Origin of the sequence: Streptomyces sp. M-16 (assembly GCF_052114405.1) — a bacterium.
In the GTDB taxonomy this organism is placed as follows: domain Bacteria; phylum Actinomycetota; class Actinomycetes; order Streptomycetales; family Streptomycetaceae; genus Streptomyces.
Map to the genome: position 1 here is coordinate 132,451 of NZ_JBFRER010000003.1, position 20,266 is coordinate 152,716.

Sequence of the window (20,266 nt, forward strand, 5' to 3'; positions counted from 1 at the left end):
GTCCCTACCCTCTGCGCCATGAACGAGAAGTCCTGTCTGGTCACCGGTGCCGCGAGCGGCATCGGCCGGGCCACGTCCCTGCTGCTGGCCCGCTCGGGGGCCCGGCTGACCGCCGCCGACGTCAACGCCCCGGGCCTGGAGGCCCTGCGCGCGGAACTGGCCGGTGAGGGCCGGAGCATCACCGTCGTCACCGGTGACGTGTCCGATCCCGGGGCCAACCGCGCGATGGTCGCGGCGGCGGTCGGCGCCTACGGCCGCCTCGACGTCGCCGTGGCGAACGCCGGGGTGCTCCCCCTTTCGGACGTACGGGAGACCAGTCCCGAGGACTGGGACCACGTGATGGCCGTCGACGGCCGGGGAATGTTCCTGACCTGCAAGTACGCGATCGAGGCGATGACCGCGCAGCCCCGTCCCGGCGGGGCGCTGGTGTGCGTGTCCTCGATCTCGGGAGTGGCCGGGCAGGCGCGCCAGGCGGCGTACGGGCCCGCGAAGTTCGTGGCCTCCGGGCTGACGAAGCACCTGGCGGTGGAGTGGGCCGCGCACGGGATCCGCGTCAACGCGGTGGCACCCGGAACCATCCGCACGGAGCGGGTGCTGGCGCTGGAGGACGAGCCGGGCGGGCCGGAGTACCTGGCCGAGGTGACTGCCGCCCATCCGATGGGGCGGCTCGGCGAGCCGGAGGAGGTGGCCCGGGTCATCGCCTTCCTCGCCTCGGACGCGGCGTCCTTCGTGACGGGCGCGGTGCTCCCGGTCGACGGCGGCTACCTGGCCCGCTGAGGGGCCCGTACGGCTCTCCGGAACGGCGGAACCCCGCCCCCTGCCGTGCGGCGGGGGGCGGGGTTCTCGTACGGGGGTCGTACGGGGCGTCAGCGGCCCGCGCGGTTGACGGCGGAGATGACCGCCTTCAGGGAGGCGCGGGTGGTGTTGGCGTCGATGCCGATGCCCCACAGGACGCGGCCGTCGATCGCGCACTCGATGTACGAGGCGGCCACGGCGGAGGCGCCCTCGCTCATCGTGTGCTCGGTGTAGTCCAGCAGGCGGGCGTCGACGCCGATGCCGGCCAGCGCGTCGAAGAAGGCCGAGATCGGACCGTTGCCGGTGCCGTTCAGGACCGTCTCCACGCCGTCCACGACCGCCTCGACGGTCAGCGTGTCCGTACCGTCCTTGTCGGTGGCGGTCGAACCGGAGCGCAGCTGGATGCGGCCCCACGGGTTCTCGGGGTTGGGCAGGTACTCGTCCGAGAACACGTCCCAGATCGCCTTCGGCGTGACCTCGCCGCCCTCGGCGTCGGTCTTGGCCTGGATGATCCGCGAGAACTCGATCTGCATGCGGCGCGGCAGGTCCAGCTTGTGGTCGTTCTTCAGGACGTAGGCGATGCCGCCCTTGCCGGACTGCGAGTTGACGCGGATGACCGCCTCGTAGGAGCGGCCGACGTCCTTCGGGTCGATGGGCAGGTACGGGACCGCCCACTCGATGTCGTCGACGGTCTTGCCCTGGGCGGCCGCGTCGGCCTCCATGGCGTCGAAGCCCTTCTTGATGGCGTCCTGGTGGGAGCCGGAGAAGGCGGTGTAGACCAGGTCGCCCGCGTAGGGGTGGCGCGGGTGGACCTCCATCTGGTTGCAGTACTCGCTGGTGCGACGGATCTCGTCGATCTGCGAGAAGTCGATCTGCGGGTCGATGCCCTGGGAGAACAGGTTCATGCCCAGCGTGATCAGGTCGACGTTGCCGGTGCGCTCGCCCTGCCCGAACAGGCAGCCCTCGATGCGGTCGGCGCCGGCCATCAGGGCCAGCTCGGCGGCGGCGACGGCGGTGCCGCGGTCGTTGTGCGGGTGCACGGAGATGCAGACGTGCTCTCGGCGGGTCAGGTTGCGGGCCATCCACTCGAAGCGGTCCGCGTGGGTGGAGGGCGTCGAGCGCTCCACGGTGGCGGGCAGGTTCAGGATGATCTCGCGGCCCTCGGCCGGCTGCCAGACGTCACAGACGGCCTCGCAGACCTCCAGGGCGAAGTCCAGCTCGGTGTCGGTGAAGATCTCCGGGCTGTACTGGTAGCCGAAGGTCGTCTCCGGGCCCAGCAGCTTCTCGGCGTACTCCATGACCAGGCGGGTGCCGTCGACGGCGATCTGCTTGATCTGCTCCTTCGAGCCGCGGAAGACCACGCGGCGGAAGGTGGGGGCGGTGGCGTTGTACAGGTGGACGGTGGCGCGCTTGGCGCCGACCAGGGACTCCACGGTCCGCTCGATCAGGTCCTCGCGGGCCTGGGTCAGTACGGAGATGGTGACGTCGTCCGGGACCGCGCCCTCTTCGATGATGGAGCGGACGAAGGCGAAGTCGGTCTCGCCGGAGGAGGGGAAGCCGACCTCGATCTCCTTGTAGCCCATGCGCACCAGCAGGTCGAACATCTCGCGCTTGCGGGCGGGGGTCATCGGGTCGATCAGCGACTGGTTGCCGTCGCGCAGGTCGGTGGAGAGCCAGCGGGGGGCCTTGGTGACGCGGGCGTCCGGCCAGGTGCGGTCGGGGATGTCCACCTGCTCGTACCGGCCGTACTTGTGGGTCGGCATCCCGGAGGGCTGCTGGGAGTGGGTCGCGTTGGTGATGGGCGTGGGGCGACCGACAAAAGGCTGCTGGCTCATGGCGTTGGGCTCCTCGCGTGTCCGCGTGTAGTTCGCTGGGACGGCCGACGGCGGTAGTGAAAACCGCAACACCAAACTCCGCGGGGAGGGGGTCGGCCTACGACTACAGACCCTCGCCGCGGCAGCTAAGGAGAAGCAGCCCGAAACGCATGATGGACCGAGCCTAGCCGAGCCGCGCCGTATCGCGAGGACCTGTTTCAGTATGCAAGACCCCTGCGTCCGTTTTGCACCCTTTATGGGTTACGTCTCGGTCTCTCCGGCGAGGTCCGGCGGATCCGTCAACGCAGCATGACGGCTTTCAGACAGTCGAATGAATCATGGTTGCGGCTAGTGACATCCAGGTGACCCACTGCCACATTTCCGGCATGGATGACTCCCACACCCCTGACCACGCCCGCCTCCACCCCGTCTTCTGCACCGTCGTGCCGCCGCACCTGCTCGACCGGGCCGCCCGGTCCGCGGACTCCGCCCGCGCCGACGCCGCCCAGCGCACCCTGGAGCTGGACGCCTCCCTGCGGACCCGGCGCCGGATCAGCGCCGTCCGGGGGATCGCCCCGCCCGCGCCGCAAGCGCCCGCGGCGGACGGGCCCCGGCGGACCGTCTACGACGCCGCCCACCACACCCGGCTGCCCGGGAAGAAGGTCCGCGGGGAGGGGGCCGAGCCGAGCAAGGACGCCACCGTGAACCGCGCGTACGCCGGGCTGGGGGCGACGTACGACCTGTTCCTCAAGGGCTTCGGGCGGCGCTCGATCGACGGCTCCGGGCTCCCGCTGGACGCGAGCGTGCACTACGGCCAGGACTACAACAACGCCTTCTGGGACGGCCGGCAGATGGTCTTCGGCGACGGGGACGGCGACCTGTTCCTGGACTTCACCGTGTCCGTGGACGTCATCGGGCACGAGCTGACCCACGGGGTCACCCAGTACACCGCCAACCTCGACTACCACGGCCAGTCCGGGGCCCTCAACGAGTCGATGTCCGACGTGTTCGGCTCCCTGATCAAGCAGTACTCCCTCGGCCAGAACGCCGACGAGGCGGACTGGCTGATCGGCGCCGGGCTGCTCGGCCCGAACGTGACCGGGGTCGCGCTGCGCTCGATGAAGGCGCCCGGCACGGCGTACGACGACGACGAGCTCGGCAAGGACCCGCAGCCGGCCACGATGGACGGCTACGTCACCACCTCGCGCGACAACGGCGGGGTCCACATCAACTCCGGCATCCCCAACCACGCCTTCTACATCGTGGCGAGCGAGCTCGGCGGCAAGGCGTGGGAACGGGCCGGGCAGATCTGGTACGACGCGCTCACGGGCGGGCAGCTGGAGGCGCGGGCGGACTTCGCGGCCTTCGCGCGGCTGTCCACGGCGGCGGCCGTCGCCCGCTACGGGGAGGGCGGCGCCGAGCACCAGGCCCTGCAGAAGGCGTGGGCGGCCGTCGGTCTGGGGTAGCGGGCCCTCCTGGGGTATGAAGGGCCGCATGCGGATCGAAGTGGTGCGGACGGGCGGTTTCGCGGGGATCGAGCGCCGGGCCGAGGTGGACACCTCGGGCCGGCCCGACGAGGACGAACTGCGGGCGCTGGCCCTGCTGGCGCTGCGGCCCGACCCGGCGGCCGGCCGGGGTGCGGGAGGGGTGCGGGACGGGTTCTCGTACCGGATCACGGTCGACGGACGGACGGTGTCCTGCCAGGACCCGCACCTCTCGGACGCCCAGCGGAGCCTGATCTCAAGGCTGCTGAAGGAGGGCGCCTGAGCGGGGCTGCGGAAAGCGGGTGACCGGGCGGGGCGGCTTTGCTTGGATGGCCGGATGAGCGAAACGATCTTGGCCGCCCTGGAGCGGTACTACGACACGGTCCCCCGCGTGGGCGGTGCGCGGGGCGAGGACTTCGGTCCGCTGACCCTCTTCGTCCAGGAGGGCGAGGGCTGGCCCTACTACGCGCGGCCCGCGCTGGGCGGCCCCGCCGACGCGGGCGCCGGGGACGTACGGAAGGTGCTGGAGAGGCAGCGGGAGCTGGGGGTGCCCGAGGCATTCGAATGGGTGGCCGAAACCAGTCCCTCCCTGCGGGCCGCCGTGGAGGCGGCCGGGCTGCACGTCCACGCGCACCCGCTGATGGTGCTGGACGCGGGTGCGCGCCCCCTGCCCCCGCACCCGGAGGTCCGGCTGCTGGGCGCCGACGACCCGCTGCTGCGGGCCGCGGTGACCGTGCCCGCGCTGGCCTTCGCCGCACCGGGGACGGCCACGGGCGAGGCCGGGACCGCCGAGCTGGCGGCGGCGCTGGAGGACCCGGGCACCGAGGCCCGCCGGGCCCGCGTCTCGGGCATGCTCGCGGACGGCCGCACCGGCATGGCGGCGGCGGTACGCGACGGGGTGGTGCTCTGCTCCGGCCAGTACAACCCGGTCGGCGAGGTCGCAGAGGTCGTCGGCGTCGGCACGCTGCCCGCCGCCCGCCGCCGGGGGCTGGCCCTCGCGGTGACGGCGGCCCTGGTCGCGCACGCGCTGGAGCGGGGGGCCCGGACCGTGTTCCTGTCGGCCGGCGACGAGGACGTGGCCCGGATCTACGGCCGCGCCGGGTTCCGCCGCGTGGGCACGGCCCTGATCGCGGAGCCCGCGGCGCAGGACGCCTGAGCGGCGGGGCAGGGCGGGGCAGGGCGGGGCAGGGCGGATTTTGCCGGAACGGCAACGATGTTTGCCGCCGTGCCCCGCCGGGCGCAGCATCGCCGGTGTCCCTGCCGGCACCACCGAGGAGGCCCCGTGGCCGACCACCAGCCGCACGACCGTCAGCACACCCCCGAGAGCGGCTCCGGCCGGGCGTACTGGGACGACCGCTACCGCGAACGCGAGCGGGTCTGGAGCGGCGCCGCCAACGCCGTCCTGGTCCGGGAGGCCTCGGACCTGGCCGCCGGCCGGGCCCTGGACCTGGGCTGCGGCGAGGGCGGCGACGCGATCTGGCTGGCCCGGCGCGGCTGGCGGGTGACCGGGACCGACATCTCCGGCGTGGCCCTGGAGCGGGCGGCCGAGCACGCCGCCGCGGCCGGGGTCGCCGACCGGGTGCGGTGGGAGCGGCACGACCTGGCCGAGTCCTTCCCCTCCGGGGAGTACGACCTGGTCTCCGCCTGCTTCCTGCACACCTTCGGGGAGTTCCCGCGCGAGCGGATCCTGCGGACGGCCGCCGCGGCCGTGGCCCCCGGCGGGGTGCTGCTGGTGGCCGGCCACGCGGGCTGGGCGCCCTGGCAGGACACCGCGGCCATGGACCCGCTCCAGCGCGCGGTGCGCTTCCCCACCCCCGACCGGGTCGTGGCGGAGCTGGAGCTGCCCGAGGGGGCGTGGGAGGTGCTGCTGGCCGAGGAACACGAACGGGTCCAGAGCATGCCGGACGGCACGCCCCGGACCCGTACGGACAACGCGGTGAAGGTCCGGCGCCTGGCCTAGAAGCCGAGCTTGCGCAGCTGCTTGGGGTCGCGCTGCCAGTCCTTGGCGACCTTCACGTGCAGGTCGAGGAAGACCGGGGTGCCGAGCAGCGCCTCGATGTGCTTGCGCGACTTCATGCCGACCTCCTTCAGGCGCGAGCCCTTGGGGCCGATGATGATGCCCTTCTGGCTGGGGCGCTCGATGTAGACGTTGGCGTGGATGTCGAGCAGCGGCCGGTCCGCGGGCCGGTTCTCGCGCGGGATCATCTCCTCGACCACGACCGCGATGGAGTGCGGGAGCTCGTCGCGCACTCCTTCGAGGGCGGCCTCGCGGATCAGCTCCGCGACCATCACCATCTCGGGCTCGTCGGTGAGGTCGCCCTCCGGGTAGAGCGGGGGGCTCTCGGGCAGCAGCGGGGCGATCAGGTCGGCCAGCAGCTGGACCTGGGTGTCGCCGACCGCCGAGACGGGGACGATCTCGGCCCACTCGATGCCGAGTTCGGCGCCGAGCTGGTGGATGGCCAGGAGCTGCTCGGCCAGCGCCTTCGACTCGACCAGGTCGGTCTTGGTCACGATGGCGATCTTGGGGGTCTTCTTGATCGCCGCGAGCTCCTTGGCGATGAACTTGTCACCGGGGCCGAGCTTCTGGTCGGCGGGCAGGCAGAAGCCGATGACGTCGACCTCGGCCCACGTGGTGCGGACGACGTCGTTCAGCCGCTCGCCGAGCAGGGTGCGCGGCTTGTGCAGCCCGGGGGTGTCGACCAGCACCAGCTGGGCGTCGGGGCGGTGCACGATGCCGCGGACGGTGTGGCGGGTGGTCTGCGGCCGGTTGGAGGTGATCGCGACCTTGGTGCCCACGAGCGCGTTGGTCAGGGTCGACTTGCCCGCGTTGGGGCGGCCGACGAAACAGGCGAAGCCCGCGCGGTGCGGGGCGGTGGGCTCGGGGGAACGATCGCTCATACGGGCCATTCTCCCCGATGCGGCTCCCAGCGCCGACCAGGCCACCGCCGCGAGGGTCAGGGCGAGTGCCAGAACGGGTGCGAGCAGGGGGTGCGCGGCGTGGTCGACGCCGCCGGTGGCGGTGACCCCGGGGGCTTCGGCGCGCACCGTCAGCCGGGCCCACTCCAGGGGCGGCGGACCGTCCCAGCGGGTGGTGAGGCGGGCCTGCTGACCGGGCAGCAGCTCGGCGGGCAGGCCCGTGAGCGCCCGGTGCAGCAGCGGCCGGCCGAAGGCTCCGGTGGCGGTGAGGGCGGCGCGGGGCCGCAGGGTGACGTTGCCGAGGTTGCGCAGGGTGTACGAGACCTCCGTGCCCGCGCCGCCCGCGGAGGCGACGGCCCGTACGTCCTCCACCGCGAGGGCGGGCGCGGTGGGCCCCGCGACCCGCAGGTAGAGCCGGGCCCCGACGGCCTGCCGGATCCCGATGCCCGGGGCGGTGCCCGCGGCGGCGGCCGGCGCGTCCTCAAGGGCCACGAGGGCGCCCGGGTGGTCCCCGGGTTCGGCCCGGTCGGGGACGGTCAGCTCGAAGCCGACGTCCACCGTCCCCCGGGCCGGCACGGTGACCCGGTCCCGCTCCAGCCGCACCCACCCGGCGGGGGCGCCGCGCGGCTCGTCGGGGCCGCGCAGGGCGAATCCGCCGTCGCGGGCGGTGTTGTGGGCGTCGGCGGCGTAGAGCCGGAAGGTGCGCGGCCGGTCGGTGCGGTTGGCGACGGTGACGGTGTCCCGGACGGTCCCGCCGGGGGAGGCGGCGAGGTAGAAGTACGGGCGCTGCCCGACGGCGGTGGCGACGGGCAGCACGGACCACTGCCCGTTGTCGGCGGCGGCCGCCGGCCGGGCGGGCGCCAGCAGCGCGAACAGCGCGAGGGCCGCCGCGGCCAGGGCGGCGGCCGCGGTCCGGATCACGACAGGGTCAGGGTCAGCACCGCCGTGTACGCCCCCGGCGGGGTGTAGGCGGGGACCCGGAGGGCGACCGTGGCGTCGATGGTGAAGGTGCCCCCGGTCAGGGGGGCGTCGGCGGTGGAGGCCAGGACCGCGCCGTCCGGGCCGACCGGGCCCGGGCTGCCCGGCGCGCAGGGGGTGGGGCTGCCCGGCGCGGCCGTGCACGAGGGGGTCCAGGAGAGGGAGCCGCCCGGGATGCGCAGGCCGCCGGGGCCCGCGAAGTCGCCGACCCGGCCGACCAGCGACCATCCGGCCGGGCCGCCCCGGGCGTCCTTGACGGTGACGGTGCCGATCCGGCCGGGAGCCGCGCCGCCGTCCCCGTACGGGACCGCGCCGAGGGTCACCGCGTCACCCGTCTGGGTCATGGCGAGGCTGCCCGGCTCGACGGTCGCCGTCACCCGCTGGGTGCCGGGCGGCGTCACGGCCGGCTCGGTCACCGTGTACGCGGCCGGGCCCGTGCCCCGCTGCGCGGACCAGGCCGGGCCCTCGTACGCCGCCACCGCCGTCGTCGCCCGGTCCGTGACGGGCAGCAGCGCGGTGACCTCCCCGCGCGCGTCCGCGGTGGCCGCCACCCGGTCGGCGGTCTCGGCGACGCCCGCGCGGCCCGTCACGGTCACGGCGGCGCCCGGGGCGAAGCCCGCCCCGGTGACGGTGACGCGGGCGCCCGGGGCTCCGTAGCCGGAGCCCAGCAGGACGCGGCGCAGGTTGGCGGTGGGCAGCGCGGTGGCCGTGAGGCGTTCCGAGACGGGTGCACCGGTGACGCCGCAGACCGTGTCCAGGTCGAGGAGATGGCCGGTGTGGAGGGTGTAGGCGCCGGGGGCCAGGGTGATCCCGCCCGGCGAGGTGACGGTGAAGGTGCCGGTCATGGTGACGGCGGGCAGGGCGGCCCCCGTCGGCACGGGCTCGTTGCGCTTGGCGCCGACCACGGTGACCTCGCCGCTCTGCGCGCCGCCGAGCAGGACCGTCCCGGCCGGGGTGAGGACGTCGGCGGGCAGTGGTGCGGACAGTGGGTTCACCGCGGGGGACCGGGTCACCCGGTAGGTGACGGTCACGGTGTCGCCGACGCGCGGGGCGGGGTTGTCGACGGTGATCCGGGCCGTGGTGGGGCCGTCGGCGGGCGGCAGTCCGGCCTCCTGGGGCGGCAGGCAGTGCGCGGGGAACTCCACCTGCCCCGGGGGCGTTTCCTCCACGGCGGCCGCGGGACCGTCCAGCGCTCCCCCGCTCGCGGCCGCGAGCACGGCCATGCCGACGGCCGCCCGCCATCCCCTGCTGCGCGCGCCTGTTCGCAACTGAGCCCCCCGCGTTCCGTCGCCCCGACAGGGGGACATTCACGAGCGGGCGGCGGGAGAAGTCAATGCACGGACCCGGCAGCGACTGATGGCCCATCAGAAGATGGCACCGTGGCCGCCGGAGCCGCCGGAGCCGCCCGCGAAGGGGACTCCCGGAACGCCTCCGGGGCCGCCTCCGGAGCCGCCTCCTCCGCCGCTCGGAAGGTGCGCCGGTAGGCCGTCGGGCTCACCCCCAGCGCCGCCTGGACGTGCTTGCGCAGCGACTGGGCCGTCCCGAAGCCCGTCTCCCGCGCCACCGCCTCCATCGGCAGCTCGGTGCGCTCCAGCAGCCGCCGGGCCCGCTCCACCCGCTGAGCGGTGATCCACTCGCCGGGGCTGACCCCGGACTCCTCGCGGAAGCGGCGCGTGAAGGTCCGTACCGACATGGCCTCCTGCCGGGCGAGGTCACTCAGCCGCAGCGGCTCGTGCAGCCGGTCGAGCACCCAGGCGCGCGCGGCCGAGGTGCTGGCCCGCTGCGGCTCGGGCACGGGCCGGTCGACGAACTGCGCCTGTCCACCCTCCCGGTGGGGCGGGACCACGGTCCGCCGGGCGGTCTCGTTGGCGACGGCCGCACCGTGGTCGCGGCGCACGATGTGCAGGCACAGGTCGATGCCCGCGGCGACCCCGGCCGAGGTCAGCACGTCCCCGTCGTCGGTGTAGAGCACGCCCGCGTCGACCCGTACGGCGGGGAACATCCGCTGGAAGTGCTCGGCGGAGGCCCAGTGGGTGGTGGCGGGGCGGCCGTCCAGGTAGCCGGCGGCGGCCAGGACGTAGCCGCCCGTGCAGATGGACACCAGCCGGGTGCCGGGCCGGATGTGGGCGAGGGCGCCGGCGAGCTCCTCGGTCAGCCGGCCCTCGCTGTGCACCGGCCCCAGCTCGTAGGAGGCGGGCACCACCACCGTGTCGGCCGTCGCCAGCAGCTCCGGGCCGTGTTCGACGTGGATCGCGAAATCGGCGTCCGTCCGCACCGGCCCGGGAGTGAGCCCGCAGGTCAGGATCGTGTACAGGGGCCGCCCGGACGGGTCCTTGGCGCGGCCGAAGATCCGGTGCGGAATGCCGAGTTCGAAGGGCAGCAGCCCGGCGAGCGCGAGGACGACGACGCGGTGGGTCCGGGGACTGCGTTCCGTGGCCATGGCCCGATCGTAGCGAACCATGTCGGTCAGGCCACTGTCGCCGGGGCGCCCGCAGACCGGAAGCTGTCGGCGTGACGCAGACAGCACCCCCCTCCACGACCCGCACGCCCGCGCCCCGCCGGGCCGGACGCATCCACCGCGCCTGGTTCGCCGCGGCCGTCGCCTTCGTGACGATCATCGGCGCGGCCGCCTTCGCCTCCCTCCCCGGACTGCTCATCGAGCCGTTGCACGCGGAGTTCGACTGGTCGCGCGGCACGATCGGCTTCGCGGTCTCCGTCAACCTCGCGCTCTACGGGCTCACCGCGCCCTTCGCCGCCGCCCTGATGGACCGTTTCGGCATCCGCAGGGTCGTCGCCCTCGCCCTGACCGTCATAGCCGGCGGCTCCGTGGCCACCGTGTGGATGACCGCGTCCTGGCAGCTGGTCCTGTACTGGGGCGTGCTCGTGGGGCTGGGCAGCGGCTCGATGGCCCTGGCCTTCGCGGCGACGGTGACCAACCGCTGGTTCACCGCCCGGCGCGGCCTGGTCACCGGCATCCTGACCGCCGCGGGCGCCTCCGGACAGCTGATCTTCCTGCCGCTGCTGTCCTGGCTCGTGGAGCACCACGGCTGGCGCCCGGCCGCCGTGACCGTGTCCCTCGCGGCCCTGTCCGTCGTCCCCTTCGTCTGGCTGCTGCTGCGCGACCACCCCGCCGACGTGGGCCTCGCCCCCTACGGCGGCCCCTACGCCGACAAGCCCGCGCCGGTCCCGGGCGCGGCGCGGCGAGCCGTCGGTGTGCTCTTCAAGGCGGCCCGGACGGGACCGTTCTGGCTGCTCGCGGGCACCTTCGCGATCTGCGGCGCCTCCACCAACGGCCTGGTCAAGACCCACTTCGTGCCCGCCGCCCACGACCACGGGATGCCGGTGACGGCAGCCGCCGGGCTGCTGGCGGTGATCGGCGTGTTCGACGTCCTCGGCACCATCGCCTCCGGCTGGTTCACCGACCGCTTCGCGCCCCGCCGCCTGCTGGCCGTGTACTACGCCCTGCGCGGGGTGTCCCTGCTGTTCCTGCCGGTGCTGCTGGCCCCGTCCGTGCACCCGCCGATGGTCTTCTTCATCGTCTTCTACGGCCTGGACTGGGTCGCCACCGTCCCGCCCACCATCGCGCTGTGCCGCGAGCACTACGGGGAGGACAGCGCGATCGTCTTCGGCTGGGTGCTGGCCTCCCACCAGGTCGGCGCGGCGCTGGTGGCCTTCCTCGGCGGCGTGGCCCGCGACGCCTTCGGCTCCTACGACCTCGTCTGGTACGCGGCGGGCGGCCTGTGCGCGATGGCCGCCCTGATGGCCATGGTCATCCGCCGCCCTGCCGCGACCGCCGCCCCGGCCGCTACAGCGGTGGCTCCCTGAGCAGTTCGCGCAGCCAGCGGGCGCTGTCGGCGGCCCCGGAGCCGGCCCCGGCCCCCTGGGCCTCGGGGAAGAGCCGGCCCCAGGACCCGGCCCGGCCGATGGCCCCGAGCCGCAGGGCCAGGCTCGCCGCGCGGCGCAGACCGGCGGCGTCGGCCCCCGCACCGCCCCAGGGCTCCAGGTAGGCGTCCCGCAGCCGGGGCAGCACCTCGGACCCGTAGCGCGCCCGCGCCGCCCGCACGGGAACGAGCAGCCCGCAGAACGGGTGGGTGACGGAGGCGTCGCCCCAGTCGAAGAAGGTGAACCGGTCCGGCCCCGGGGCGAAGAGCTGCCCCTCGTGCAGGTCCGCGTGGTCGAGGGAGTCCGCGATGCCTGCGTCCGCGAGCTCGGCGCACCAGTCGGCGAGCCGGGGCCGCAAGGCCCGCAGCGCCCGGCGGTCGTCCTCGTCCAGGACGGTGTTCCCGGCGACCAGCCGGTCGAAGACCCCAGGAAGTCCGGCGGTCCGGGCGGCGGGTACGCCGAGGGCCTCGATCTGCGCGGTGCGCGGGATCAGGGCCCGCTGGAGTTCGGCGTACCGGGCCAGCGGGGCCTCCCAGGCCCGCGGGTCGACGGGGCCGCCGTCCAGGACGTCCCGGAAGAGCGGTCCGCCGTCCGGCAGCAGCGACCAGCCCCGGCCGGGGTCCACGGCCAGGGGCCGCAGCCCGTGGGCGGGGGCCCAGCGGGACAGGGCCTCGGTCAGCCCGGCCTCGAAGGCGCTGGCGGGCGGGTTCGCCTTGAACCAGACGGGGGTACCGCCCTCGACGGCGATCCGGACCAGCACGGACCACGGCCGCAGCCGGACCCGCCGCTCCCCTGTCGCCCGCAGGCCGTGCGCGGCGAGCGCGTCCCCGGCCCAGGCGAGCGCGGCGGCGCGCCACGGGGCCCGGTCCCAGGGGGTCACCCCCCTCGGATGGTCGCCCCGGTCCACCGCTGCCCGTACCTCTTCGCCCATCGGGCCATCCCACCACCGGCCGCGGGAGCCGGGCCACCGGATTACCGGCGGGCGGTCAGGCCCCGGCGGGCGTGGTCGACTTCAGGGTGCCGTCCGGGCCGGCCAGCAGGACGGGCGTGGCGGGACCGCCGAGGTCACGGACCGCCGCACGGTCGGCGTCGGCCGGCGCGTCGGCCGCACTCACCACGGCCGCCGCCTCCAGGGACCGGGCACCGCTGGCCACCGCCATCGCGACCGCCGTCTGCAGGGCGCTCAGCTTCAGGGAATCCAGCTCCACGGTGCCGGCGACGTACGTACGGCCGGTCTCGTCGCGGACCGCCGCACCCTCCGGGACCCCGTTGCGGGCCCGGGCGCTGCGCGCCAGCGTGATGATCTTGCTGTCCTCGGGGTCGATCCCGGTGCCCACGGTGCTCTCGCTCATGGTCGAAAGCATAGGGAGCACCCCGGCGCCGCCGTGAGACGACCCCGCCGAGGCGCCTCAGGGCCGGTCGAGCCGCAGCCGCTCCGCCTTCGGCAGACCCGCCACGACCAGGTCGTACGAGTCCTCCACCAGCTCCCGCACCAGCGCGTCCGGCAGCTCCGCGACGGTCACCGTGTTCCAGTGCCGCTTGTTCATGTGCCAGCCCGGGGCGATCGCCGCGTGCTCCGCGCGCAGCCGAAGGGCCTCCTCCGGATCGCACTTGAGGTTGACCTTCAGCGGCGCGGCGTCCAGCGCCGACAGCGCGAACACCTTCCCCAGCACCTTGAACACCGAGGTCTCCGGCGTGAAGGGGAACTCCTCGACCGCCGCGTTGAACTCCAGACAGAAGGCACGCAGCTCCGCCGGGGTCATCCGTCCTCCTCCTCGTCGGCAGCCGGTACCGGCTGCACCGGCTCCACCAGCACCGTCACGATCTTGTTGCGCCGCCCGGCCGGGGACTCCGCCGTCATCCGCAGCGGGCGTCCGTCCGGCAGCTCCACCACCGACGACGCACCGGCGATCGGAACCCGCCCCAGCGCCTTCGCCAACAGCCCGCCGACCGTCTCGACGTCCTCGTCGTCGAAGGCCTCCACCCCGAACAGCTCGCCGAGGTCGGTGATGTCGAGCCGGGCCGTGACCCGGTAGCGGTCGTCGCCCAGCTCCTCCACCGGCGCGATCTCCCGGTCGTACTCGTCGGTGATCTCACCGACGATCTCCTCCAGGATGTCCTCGATGGTCACGATGCCGGCCGTGCCGCCGTACTCGTCGATGACCACGGCCACGTGGTTGCGCACCGACTGCATCTCGCGCAGCAGGTCCCCCGCGTTCTTCGTGTCCGGCACGAACACCGCCGGCCGCATCGCCGTGGAGACCAGGTCGCTCTCCGCGTCGCGGCTGATGTGCGTCCGGCGGACGAGGTCCTTCAGGTACACGATGCCGACGATGTCGTCCTCGTTCTCCCCCGTCACCGGGATCCGCGAGAAGCCCGACCGCAGGGCGAGCGTGGTCGCCTGACGGATGGTCTTGTACCGCTCGATGCACACCAGATCGGTGCGCGGCACCATCACCTCGCGCACGAGGGTGTCGCCGAGCTCGAAGACCTGGTGCACCATCCGGCGCTCCTCGTCCTCGATCAGCGACTCCTTCTCCGCGAGGTCCACCATCGCGCGCAGCTCGGCCTCGGAGGCGAACGGCCCCTTGCGGAAGCCCTTCCCCGGCGTGAGCGCGTTGCCGATGAGGATCAGCAGCTGCGGGATCGGACCCATCACCCGGGCCAGCGGCACCAGCACGTAGGCCGCGGCGGTCGCCGTGTTCAGCGGGTGCTGGCGGCCGATGGTGCGCGGGGACACCCCGACCGCCACGAAGGACACGAGGACCATCACCCCGATGGCCACGAGCAGCGCGGTCCAGTTCTCCCCGAACGCGTCGAGGCACACGTACGTGACGAGCACGCCCGCCGCCATCTCGCAGGTCACCCGGACCAGCAGCGCCACGTTCAGGTAGCGGGTCGGGTCCCCGGCAACCTGGGCGAGCTTGGCGCTCCCGCGCCTGCCCTCCCTTACGGCCTGTGCGGCGCGGAAGGCGGAGATGCGGGCGATGCCGGCCTCCGCACACGCCGCGAACCAGGCCACCACGACCAGCAGGACCGCGCCGGTGATCAGCTGGGGGGCGGTCACGAGACGGTGGGCGCCGGCGAGGGACCGGTGATGCCGCGCTCACCGCGCCAGCCGTCGACGATGGCCGCCTGGAGGCCGAACATCTCGGCCTTCTCGTCCGGCTCCTCGTGGTCGTAGCCGAGCAGGTGCAGCACCCCGTGGACGGTCAGGAGCTGGAGCTCCTCGTCCATGGAGTGCTGCGTCGGGGCTTCCTCGCCCTGCTTCTTCGCGACCTCGGGGCACAGCACGATGTCACCGAGGAGCCCCTGCGGGGGCTCCTCGTCGTCCTTCGACGGCGGACGGAGCTCGTCCATCGGGAAGGACATGACGTCGGTCGGACCGGGCAGGTCCATCCACTGGATGTGGAGCTGCTCCATGGCGTCCTCGTCGATGACGATGACGGAGAGCTCGGACAGCGGGTGGATCCGCATCCGGGTGAGCGCGTAGCGGGCGATGTCGAGGATCGCCTGCTCGTCGACCTCGGTTCCGGACTCGTTGTTGACGTCGATCGACATGGTGCGCTGAGCTCTACTTCCGCTGGTGGCCGTTCGGGGCCGGATGGGCGTCGTCGTACTTCTCGTACGCGTCGACGATACGGCCGACCAGCTTGTGGCGGACGACATCCTCGGACGTGAGCCGCGAGAAGTGGATGTCCGGCACCCCCTCCAGGATGTCCTGCACCTGCCGCAGACCGCTGCGGGCCCCGCCGGGCAGGTCGACCTGCGTGACGTCACCCGTGACCACGATCTTGGAGTCGAACCCGAGCCGGGTGAGGAACATCTTCATCTGCTCGGTGGTGGTGTTCTGCGCCTCGTCGAGCACGACGAAGGCCTCATTGAGGGTGTTGTGCGTCAGCAGGTAGTCCTGCGTGACGTACAACGAGTCCTCGGCGGCCACCTGGATGCACACCGCCTCCTCACGGCCCGCGGGCTCGATGGAGTCGATGAAGCGCATCGGGCGCCCACCGCCGCCGAACGCGTGGTAGGTGTCCCGCTTGCGGGGGAGACGGAAGGGCTCAATGCCCTCCGGGAGGCGGATGTCGACGACGTGGGAGTCGTACCGGTGGGCTCCAAGGGCGGTGCCCTGCTTGCGGCCCTCGGCCGTGCGGCGCCGGGTGTAGGCCACGCCGCCGAGGGACTGGACCAGGGCGATGACGTCGTCCCGCAGGACGATCGAGGTCGTGGAGTACTGGATCCGGCAGGTACGGTCCCGCTGGGTGACAGGACCTCCATCGGAATCGAGCAGACCCTGGAGGACCGCGAGGCGTACCTCTTCCGTGTTGAAGAGGTAGTCGTCCGGCACGTGCTTGGAGTGCGAGCGACTGCCGAGCAGGTCCAGCTCACGCATGACCCCGGTGACCGGGTTCTCCAACGTGACCACGTCACCGGGCGACTTCACCCGGTTCAGGACGTAGTCGGGTCCTCCCCTGTGCCGGGCGGTGACACCGGGAAGCGCGGACTGCAGGGCCTCGACGAGCTCCTCGTCCTCGGTGGAGAAGGAAGGCGCCGCGGTACCGGTGATGCATCCGTCACCCAGCAGCAGACCCAGCGCGTACGGGTCCATCGGGACCTCGCGCTCCGGGAAGGCCACCGGTGCGGTGAGCATCGGCAGCTCGTAGCGACGCGCGTGCGCAGCCCGGAGGTTGCCGATCATCTCCTGGGTCTCCAGGACCCGCCACGGCTTGTCGCGACGCTTGTCATCACGCGTCCTGACAGTCCAGAGGTGTTCTCCGCAGCACAGCGTCCAGGACCCGTCCTGGGCCGTGACACGGTAGATGTCCTTCTCGCCCTGCGGGTAGACGCCCAGAACGGGTGTCGGCTCACCGTTCGACCCCACGACGAGGTCACCGACCTGGAGATCGCCGACGGCCCGCCAGCCGTCCGGCGTCAGGATCTTCGTGAAGATCGGGTGCGCCCTTCCGCGCATGTACGCCAGGGGCGCCACCTCGATGGTGCCGGCGGCCATGAGGCGGGGGATCGAGTCGGGGTCGATCATGTCGTGCAGGGCGTCGTAGAGCGGCCGCAGGTACGGGTCGATCTTGTCGAAGAGGGTGCCCGGGAGGAAGCCGAGGCGCTCGCCGGCCTCGACGGCGGGGCGGGTCAGGATGATCCGGCTGACCTGCTTGGACTGCAGGGCCTGGACCGCCTTCGCCATGGCGAGGTAGGTCTTGCCTGTACCGGCGGGGCCGATGCCGAAGACGATCGTGTTCTTGTCGATCGCGTCGACGTACCGCTTCTGGTTGAGGGTCTTGGGACGGATGGTGCGCCCGCGGCTGGAGAGGATGTTCTGGGTGAGCACCTCGGCCGGGGTCTCCGCCGCGCCGCCATCGGTGCCGTTCGCCTTGAGCATGGCGATCGAGCGTTCCACTGCGTCCTCCGTCATCGACTGCCCGGTGCGCAGCACGAGCATCATCTCGTCGAACAGGCGCTGGATCAGGGCGACTTCCATCGCCGGTCCGATCGCGCTCACCTGATTGCCCCGAACATGGATGTCGGCCTTCGGGAAAGCCTTTTCGATCACGCGCAGCAGCGCGTCGCCCGAGCCGAGCACCGTCACCATCGGGTGCGTCGCCGGTACGGTGAAGTGGGCTCGCGCCTGGCCCGGCGCGGGGGTCTGGGCTGTCGGTGTCTGAGTCATGGGCCGGCACTGTGGCCTGCGCATACCTCCCGCTGAGGGGCCGCGCCGATCGTCGACCTCCGGAGTACCAAGGGTACGTCCACCCCCGGGCATCCCCGAGGGGTTTTCCGGCCCGGCCCCGGACGGCTACTGGACCGGGCGGCGGAAGCCGATCGTGGGCACGGCGCGGCGGCGCGGGGACGGGGCGGCGCCCGGCGGCACGAGGGCGTCGAGGAAGCCGTAGCGGCCGCGCAGGGCCTCCGGGGCGGTGCGCCACCAGTGGGCCACCTCGGGCCATCCCGGGGCCGAGAGGGAGCCGCCGAACTCCTGCACCGACAGGGCGGCGGTCAGCCCGGCGAAGGCGAGCCGGTCCGCCAGCGGCCAGCCCGCCAGGCTGCCGGTGACGAACCCGGCGACGTACACGTCCCCGGCGCCCGTCGGGTCCAGGGCTTCCACGGTGATCGCGGGGACCTCGGCCGTCTCCCCGGTGCGGCTGTCCACCGCGTACGAGCCCTCCGCCCCCATGGTCACCACCGCGACCGGCACCTTCTCCGCCAGGGCCCGGGCCGCGGCGCGCGGACACTCGGTGCGGGTGTAGCGCATCGCCTCGCCCGCGTTGGGCAGGAAGGCCTCGCAGTGCGACAGGTCGGGCAGGGCCCCCAGGTCCCAGCGGCCGGTGTCGTCCCAGCCCACGTCCGCGAAGATCCGCGAGCCGCGGCGGCCCGCTTCGGCGACCCATCCCTCGCCGGAGCCCGCCGCCAGCGAGGCCACCGCCGCGCGGGCCTTCGGGGGACACCAGGGGAAGGGCCCGGGGCCGGTGGGGGGCGGGGCCTCGTGGCCGTGGGAGACCATCGTGCGCTCGCCCTCGTAGGCCATCGAGACGGTGACGGGGCTGTGCCAGCCGGGTACGGTCCGCGACATCGACAGGTYGATGCCCTCGCCCTGTTCGAGGGAGTCCCAGCAGTACTCGCCGTAGTGGTCGTCGCCGAACGCGGCGGCCAGCGAGGTGCGCAGGCCGAGCCGGGCCAGGGCCGTGGCCATGTTGGCGACGCCGCCGGGGCTGGAGCCCATGCCGCGCGCCCAGGACTCCGTGCCGCGCACGGGTGCCGAGTCGAGTCCGGTGAAGATGATGTCGAGGAAGACCGTGCCGGTCAGGAAGACGTCGCAGCCCGGCTCTTGGGGGTCGCGCAAGGGCCCCAGAGGATCCAGCTTGCCCGGGCGGTTGGTGCGGCTGTCCCGACTGGTCACGGTGTGCTCCCCGTTGAGGTGTCTGAAGTGTCGTTTCCGCTTGCGGGTTCACGGGTGGAAAGCTGCCAGCCCTGCCCGTGGAGGCAGGACTGAAACCCAGTGTGACGCACCTCACCCACGGAGCGCTCTTCTCCCCACCCCGGAACCTCCCGCTCCACCTGAGCACCGGTGTCGGCCGCGGGGCTAGGGCCTGTCGGGGCGCTTCGGCACCGGGACCCGCACCAGGTCCGCCGCGATCGTCAGCTCGCCCTCGAAGCCCGCCGCACGGGCCTCGCGTTCGAACTCCGACGGGTCGGAGTAGCGCTGCGAGAAGTGCGTCAGCACCAGGTGCCGCACGCCCGCGTCCCGCGCCACCCCCGCCGCCTGGCCGGCGGTCAGGTGCCCGTGGTCCGTGGCCAGCCGGGCGTCGGCGTCGAGGAAGGTCGACTCGATGACCAGCATGTCGCAGCCCTCCGCCAGCTCGTCCACCCCGGAACACAGCCGGGTGTCCATGACGAAGGCGAACCGCTGCCCCGCCCGGTGCTCGCTGACCTCGTCGAGGGTGACCGCGCCGAGGTGTCCCTCGCGCTGGATCCGGCCCACGTCGGGACCCTTGATCCCGTGCCGCGCGAGCAGCTCCGGCACCATCCGACGCCCGTCCGGCTCGGTCAGCCGGTAGCCGAAGGACTCCACCGGGTGCGAGAGCCGCCGGGCCTCCAGGACGTACGGGGGCCCGCCCGCCAGCGTCCCGTCCCGCTCCACGGGCTCCTCCCGGAGCCGGACGGTCTCCCGGTAGGCGGTCGCGTACCGGAGCCGGTCGAAGAACTTCTGCCCCGAGGCCGGGTAGTGCGCGGTGACGGGGTGCGGGACCTGGTCGAGGTTGATCCGCTGGATCACCCCGGCCAGGCCGAGGCTGTGGTCGCCGTGGAAGTGCGTGACGCAGATCCGGTTGATGTCGTGCGCGGCGACCCCGGCCCGCAGCATCTGGCGCTGCGTGCCCTCGCCCGGGTCGAAGAGGATGCCCTCACCGTCCCAGCGCAGCAGGTAGCCGTTGTGGTTGCGCTGCCGGGTGGGAACCTGGCTGGCGGTGCCGAGGACCACGAACTCTCGTACGGACACGGTCTATCCGGGGGGCCACTGGAGGCCGCGGCCGCCCAGGACGTGGGCGTGCGCGTGGAAGACGGTCTGCCCGGCGCCGGCACCGGTGTTGAAGACGATCCGGTAGCCGTGGCCGTCGACCTTCTCGTCGGAGGCGATCCGCCCGGCCTCGCACAGCACGTCGGCGGCGACGCCCGGCTCGGCGGCCGCGAGGGAGGCGGCGTCGGGGTAGTGGACCTTCGGGATGACCAGGACGTGCGTCGGCGCCTGCGGGTTGATGTCCCGGAAGGCGATGGTCGTCTCGGTCTCGCGGACCACGGTCGCCGGGATGCTCCCCGCGACGATCTTGCAGAACAGGCAGTCCGCCTGCGGTTCCCCGGCCATGGCTGCGCCTCCCGTGAGGTGGATCG

At 73.4% G+C, this 20,266-nt stretch carries 19 protein-coding genes; 6 read left to right on the forward strand and 13 right to left on the reverse strand.

The window, feature by feature from the left end:
- Positions 1 to 18 precede the first annotated feature (18 nt).
- Positions 19 to 777, forward strand: a complete 759-nt coding sequence (locus tag AB4039_RS02545; RefSeq protein WP_266838923.1) for an SDR family oxidoreductase — start codon at positions 19 to 21, stop codon at positions 775 to 777.
- An 89-nt stretch (positions 778 to 866) separates the two neighbouring features.
- On the opposite strand, the gene leuA is transcribed toward AB4039_RS02545, so the two are convergent.
- Entirely contained in the window at positions 867 to 2,630 is a 1,764-nt protein-coding gene (gene leuA / locus AB4039_RS02550) for a 2-isopropylmalate synthase (RefSeq protein WP_442269880.1), read from the reverse strand.
- Positions 2,631 to 2,995: 365 nt separating this feature from the next.
- Here leuA and AB4039_RS02555 point away from each other — a divergent pair, with 365 nt between their 5' ends.
- The 4 genes from AB4039_RS02555 (at position 2,996) to AB4039_RS02570 (ending at position 6,053) form a co-directional block, all read left to right on the forward strand.
- Complete coding sequence (locus AB4039_RS02555) at positions 2,996 to 4,075, forward strand: M4 family metallopeptidase (RefSeq protein ID WP_266838925.1); 1,080 nt, start codon at positions 2,996 to 2,998, stop codon at positions 4,073 to 4,075.
- A gap of 28 nt (positions 4,076 to 4,103) precedes the next feature.
- Complete coding sequence (locus tag AB4039_RS02560; RefSeq protein WP_266838926.1) at positions 4,104 to 4,376, forward strand: protealysin inhibitor emfourin; 273 nt, start codon at positions 4,104 to 4,106, stop codon at positions 4,374 to 4,376.
- Between the two features lie 54 nt (positions 4,377 to 4,430).
- Complete coding sequence (locus tag AB4039_RS02565) at positions 4,431 to 5,249, forward strand: GNAT family N-acetyltransferase (protein WP_442269881.1); 819 nt, start codon at positions 4,431 to 4,433, stop codon at positions 5,247 to 5,249.
- 126 nt (positions 5,250 to 5,375) lie between these two features.
- Positions 5,376 to 6,053 carry a class I SAM-dependent methyltransferase gene (locus AB4039_RS02570; RefSeq protein WP_442269882.1) on the forward strand — a complete coding sequence of 226 codons (678 nt, stop codon included), beginning with the start codon at positions 5,376 to 5,378 and terminating at the stop codon, positions 6,051 to 6,053.
- Here AB4039_RS02570 and era read toward each other — a convergent pair.
- From era to AB4039_RS02585, 3 genes are all read right to left on the reverse strand, one after another.
- A complete protein-coding gene (gene era, locus AB4039_RS02575; protein ID WP_371681274.1) occupies positions 6,050 to 7,000 on the reverse strand; it encodes a GTPase Era in 951 nt (316 codons plus the stop codon). The two genes, AB4039_RS02570 and era, sit on opposite strands and share 4 nt — an antisense overlap.
- Before the next feature lie 926 nt (positions 7,001 to 7,926).
- Entirely contained in the window at positions 7,927 to 9,210 is a 1,284-nt protein-coding gene (locus AB4039_RS02580; RefSeq protein ID WP_442269883.1) for a beta-xylosidase, read from the reverse strand.
- A gap of 107 nt (positions 9,211 to 9,317) precedes the next feature.
- Positions 9,318 to 10,427 carry a helix-turn-helix domain-containing protein gene (locus AB4039_RS02585; RefSeq protein ID WP_266838930.1) on the reverse strand — a complete coding sequence of 370 codons (1,110 nt, stop codon included), beginning with the start codon at positions 10,425 to 10,427 and terminating at the stop codon, positions 9,318 to 9,320.
- Positions 10,428 to 10,498: 71 nt separating this feature from the next.
- On the opposite strand from AB4039_RS02585, the gene AB4039_RS02590 reads away from it, so the two are divergent.
- Entirely contained in the window at positions 10,499 to 11,812 is a 1,314-nt protein-coding gene (locus AB4039_RS02590; RefSeq protein ID WP_266838931.1) for an MFS transporter, read from the forward strand.
- Here the strand turns inward: AB4039_RS02590 and AB4039_RS02595 are convergent.
- The 9 genes from AB4039_RS02595 to AB4039_RS02635 all read right to left on the reverse strand — a co-directional run bounded on the left by AB4039_RS02595 (position 11,793) and on the right by AB4039_RS02635 (position 20,240).
- A complete protein-coding gene (locus AB4039_RS02595; RefSeq protein WP_266838932.1) occupies positions 11,793 to 12,800 on the reverse strand; it encodes an aminoglycoside phosphotransferase family protein in 1,008 nt (335 codons plus the stop codon). The genes AB4039_RS02590 and AB4039_RS02595 overlap by 20 nt on opposite strands.
- A gap of 55 nt (positions 12,801 to 12,855) precedes the next feature.
- On the reverse strand, positions 12,856 to 13,221 hold the full coding sequence (locus AB4039_RS02600; RefSeq protein ID WP_266838933.1) for a cytidine deaminase: 366 nt from the start codon (positions 13,219 to 13,221) through the stop codon (positions 12,856 to 12,858).
- A gap of 57 nt (positions 13,222 to 13,278) precedes the next feature.
- A complete protein-coding gene (locus AB4039_RS02605; protein ID WP_266838934.1) occupies positions 13,279 to 13,632 on the reverse strand; it encodes an MmcQ/YjbR family DNA-binding protein in 354 nt (117 codons plus the stop codon).
- Positions 13,629 to 14,936: a hemolysin family protein gene (locus AB4039_RS02610; RefSeq protein WP_266838935.1), complete on the reverse strand. Its 1,308-nt coding sequence runs from the start codon at positions 14,934 to 14,936 to the stop codon at positions 13,629 to 13,631. Before AB4039_RS02610 ends, AB4039_RS02605 begins: the two co-directional genes overlap by 4 nt.
- Positions 14,933 to 15,430 carry an rRNA maturation RNase YbeY gene (gene ybeY, locus AB4039_RS02615; RefSeq protein ID WP_266838936.1) on the reverse strand — a complete coding sequence of 166 codons (498 nt, stop codon included), beginning with the start codon at positions 15,428 to 15,430 and terminating at the stop codon, positions 14,933 to 14,935. The genes AB4039_RS02610 and ybeY overlap by 4 nt, the downstream gene beginning before the upstream one ends.
- A 13-nt stretch (positions 15,431 to 15,443) precedes the next feature.
- A complete protein-coding gene (locus tag AB4039_RS02620) occupies positions 15,444 to 17,552 on the reverse strand; it encodes a PhoH family protein (protein WP_442269884.1) in 2,109 nt (702 codons plus the stop codon).
- Positions 17,553 to 17,678: 126 nt separating this feature from the next.
- On the reverse strand, positions 17,679 to 18,779 hold the full coding sequence (locus AB4039_RS02625; RefSeq protein ID WP_442269885.1) for a carbohydrate kinase family protein: 1,101 nt from the start codon (positions 18,777 to 18,779) through the stop codon (positions 17,679 to 17,681).
- 183 nt (positions 18,780 to 18,962) lie between these two features.
- A complete protein-coding gene (locus AB4039_RS02630; protein WP_266838939.1) occupies positions 18,963 to 19,877 on the reverse strand; it encodes a ribonuclease Z in 915 nt (304 codons plus the stop codon).
- 3 nt (positions 19,878 to 19,880) lie between these two features.
- The gene (locus AB4039_RS02635) at positions 19,881 to 20,240 is read right to left on the reverse strand and encodes a histidine triad nucleotide-binding protein (protein ID WP_266838940.1); all 360 of its coding nucleotides are present in this window, start codon (positions 20,238 to 20,240) and stop codon (positions 19,881 to 19,883) included.
- Between the last annotated feature and the right edge of the window lie 26 nt (positions 20,241 to 20,266).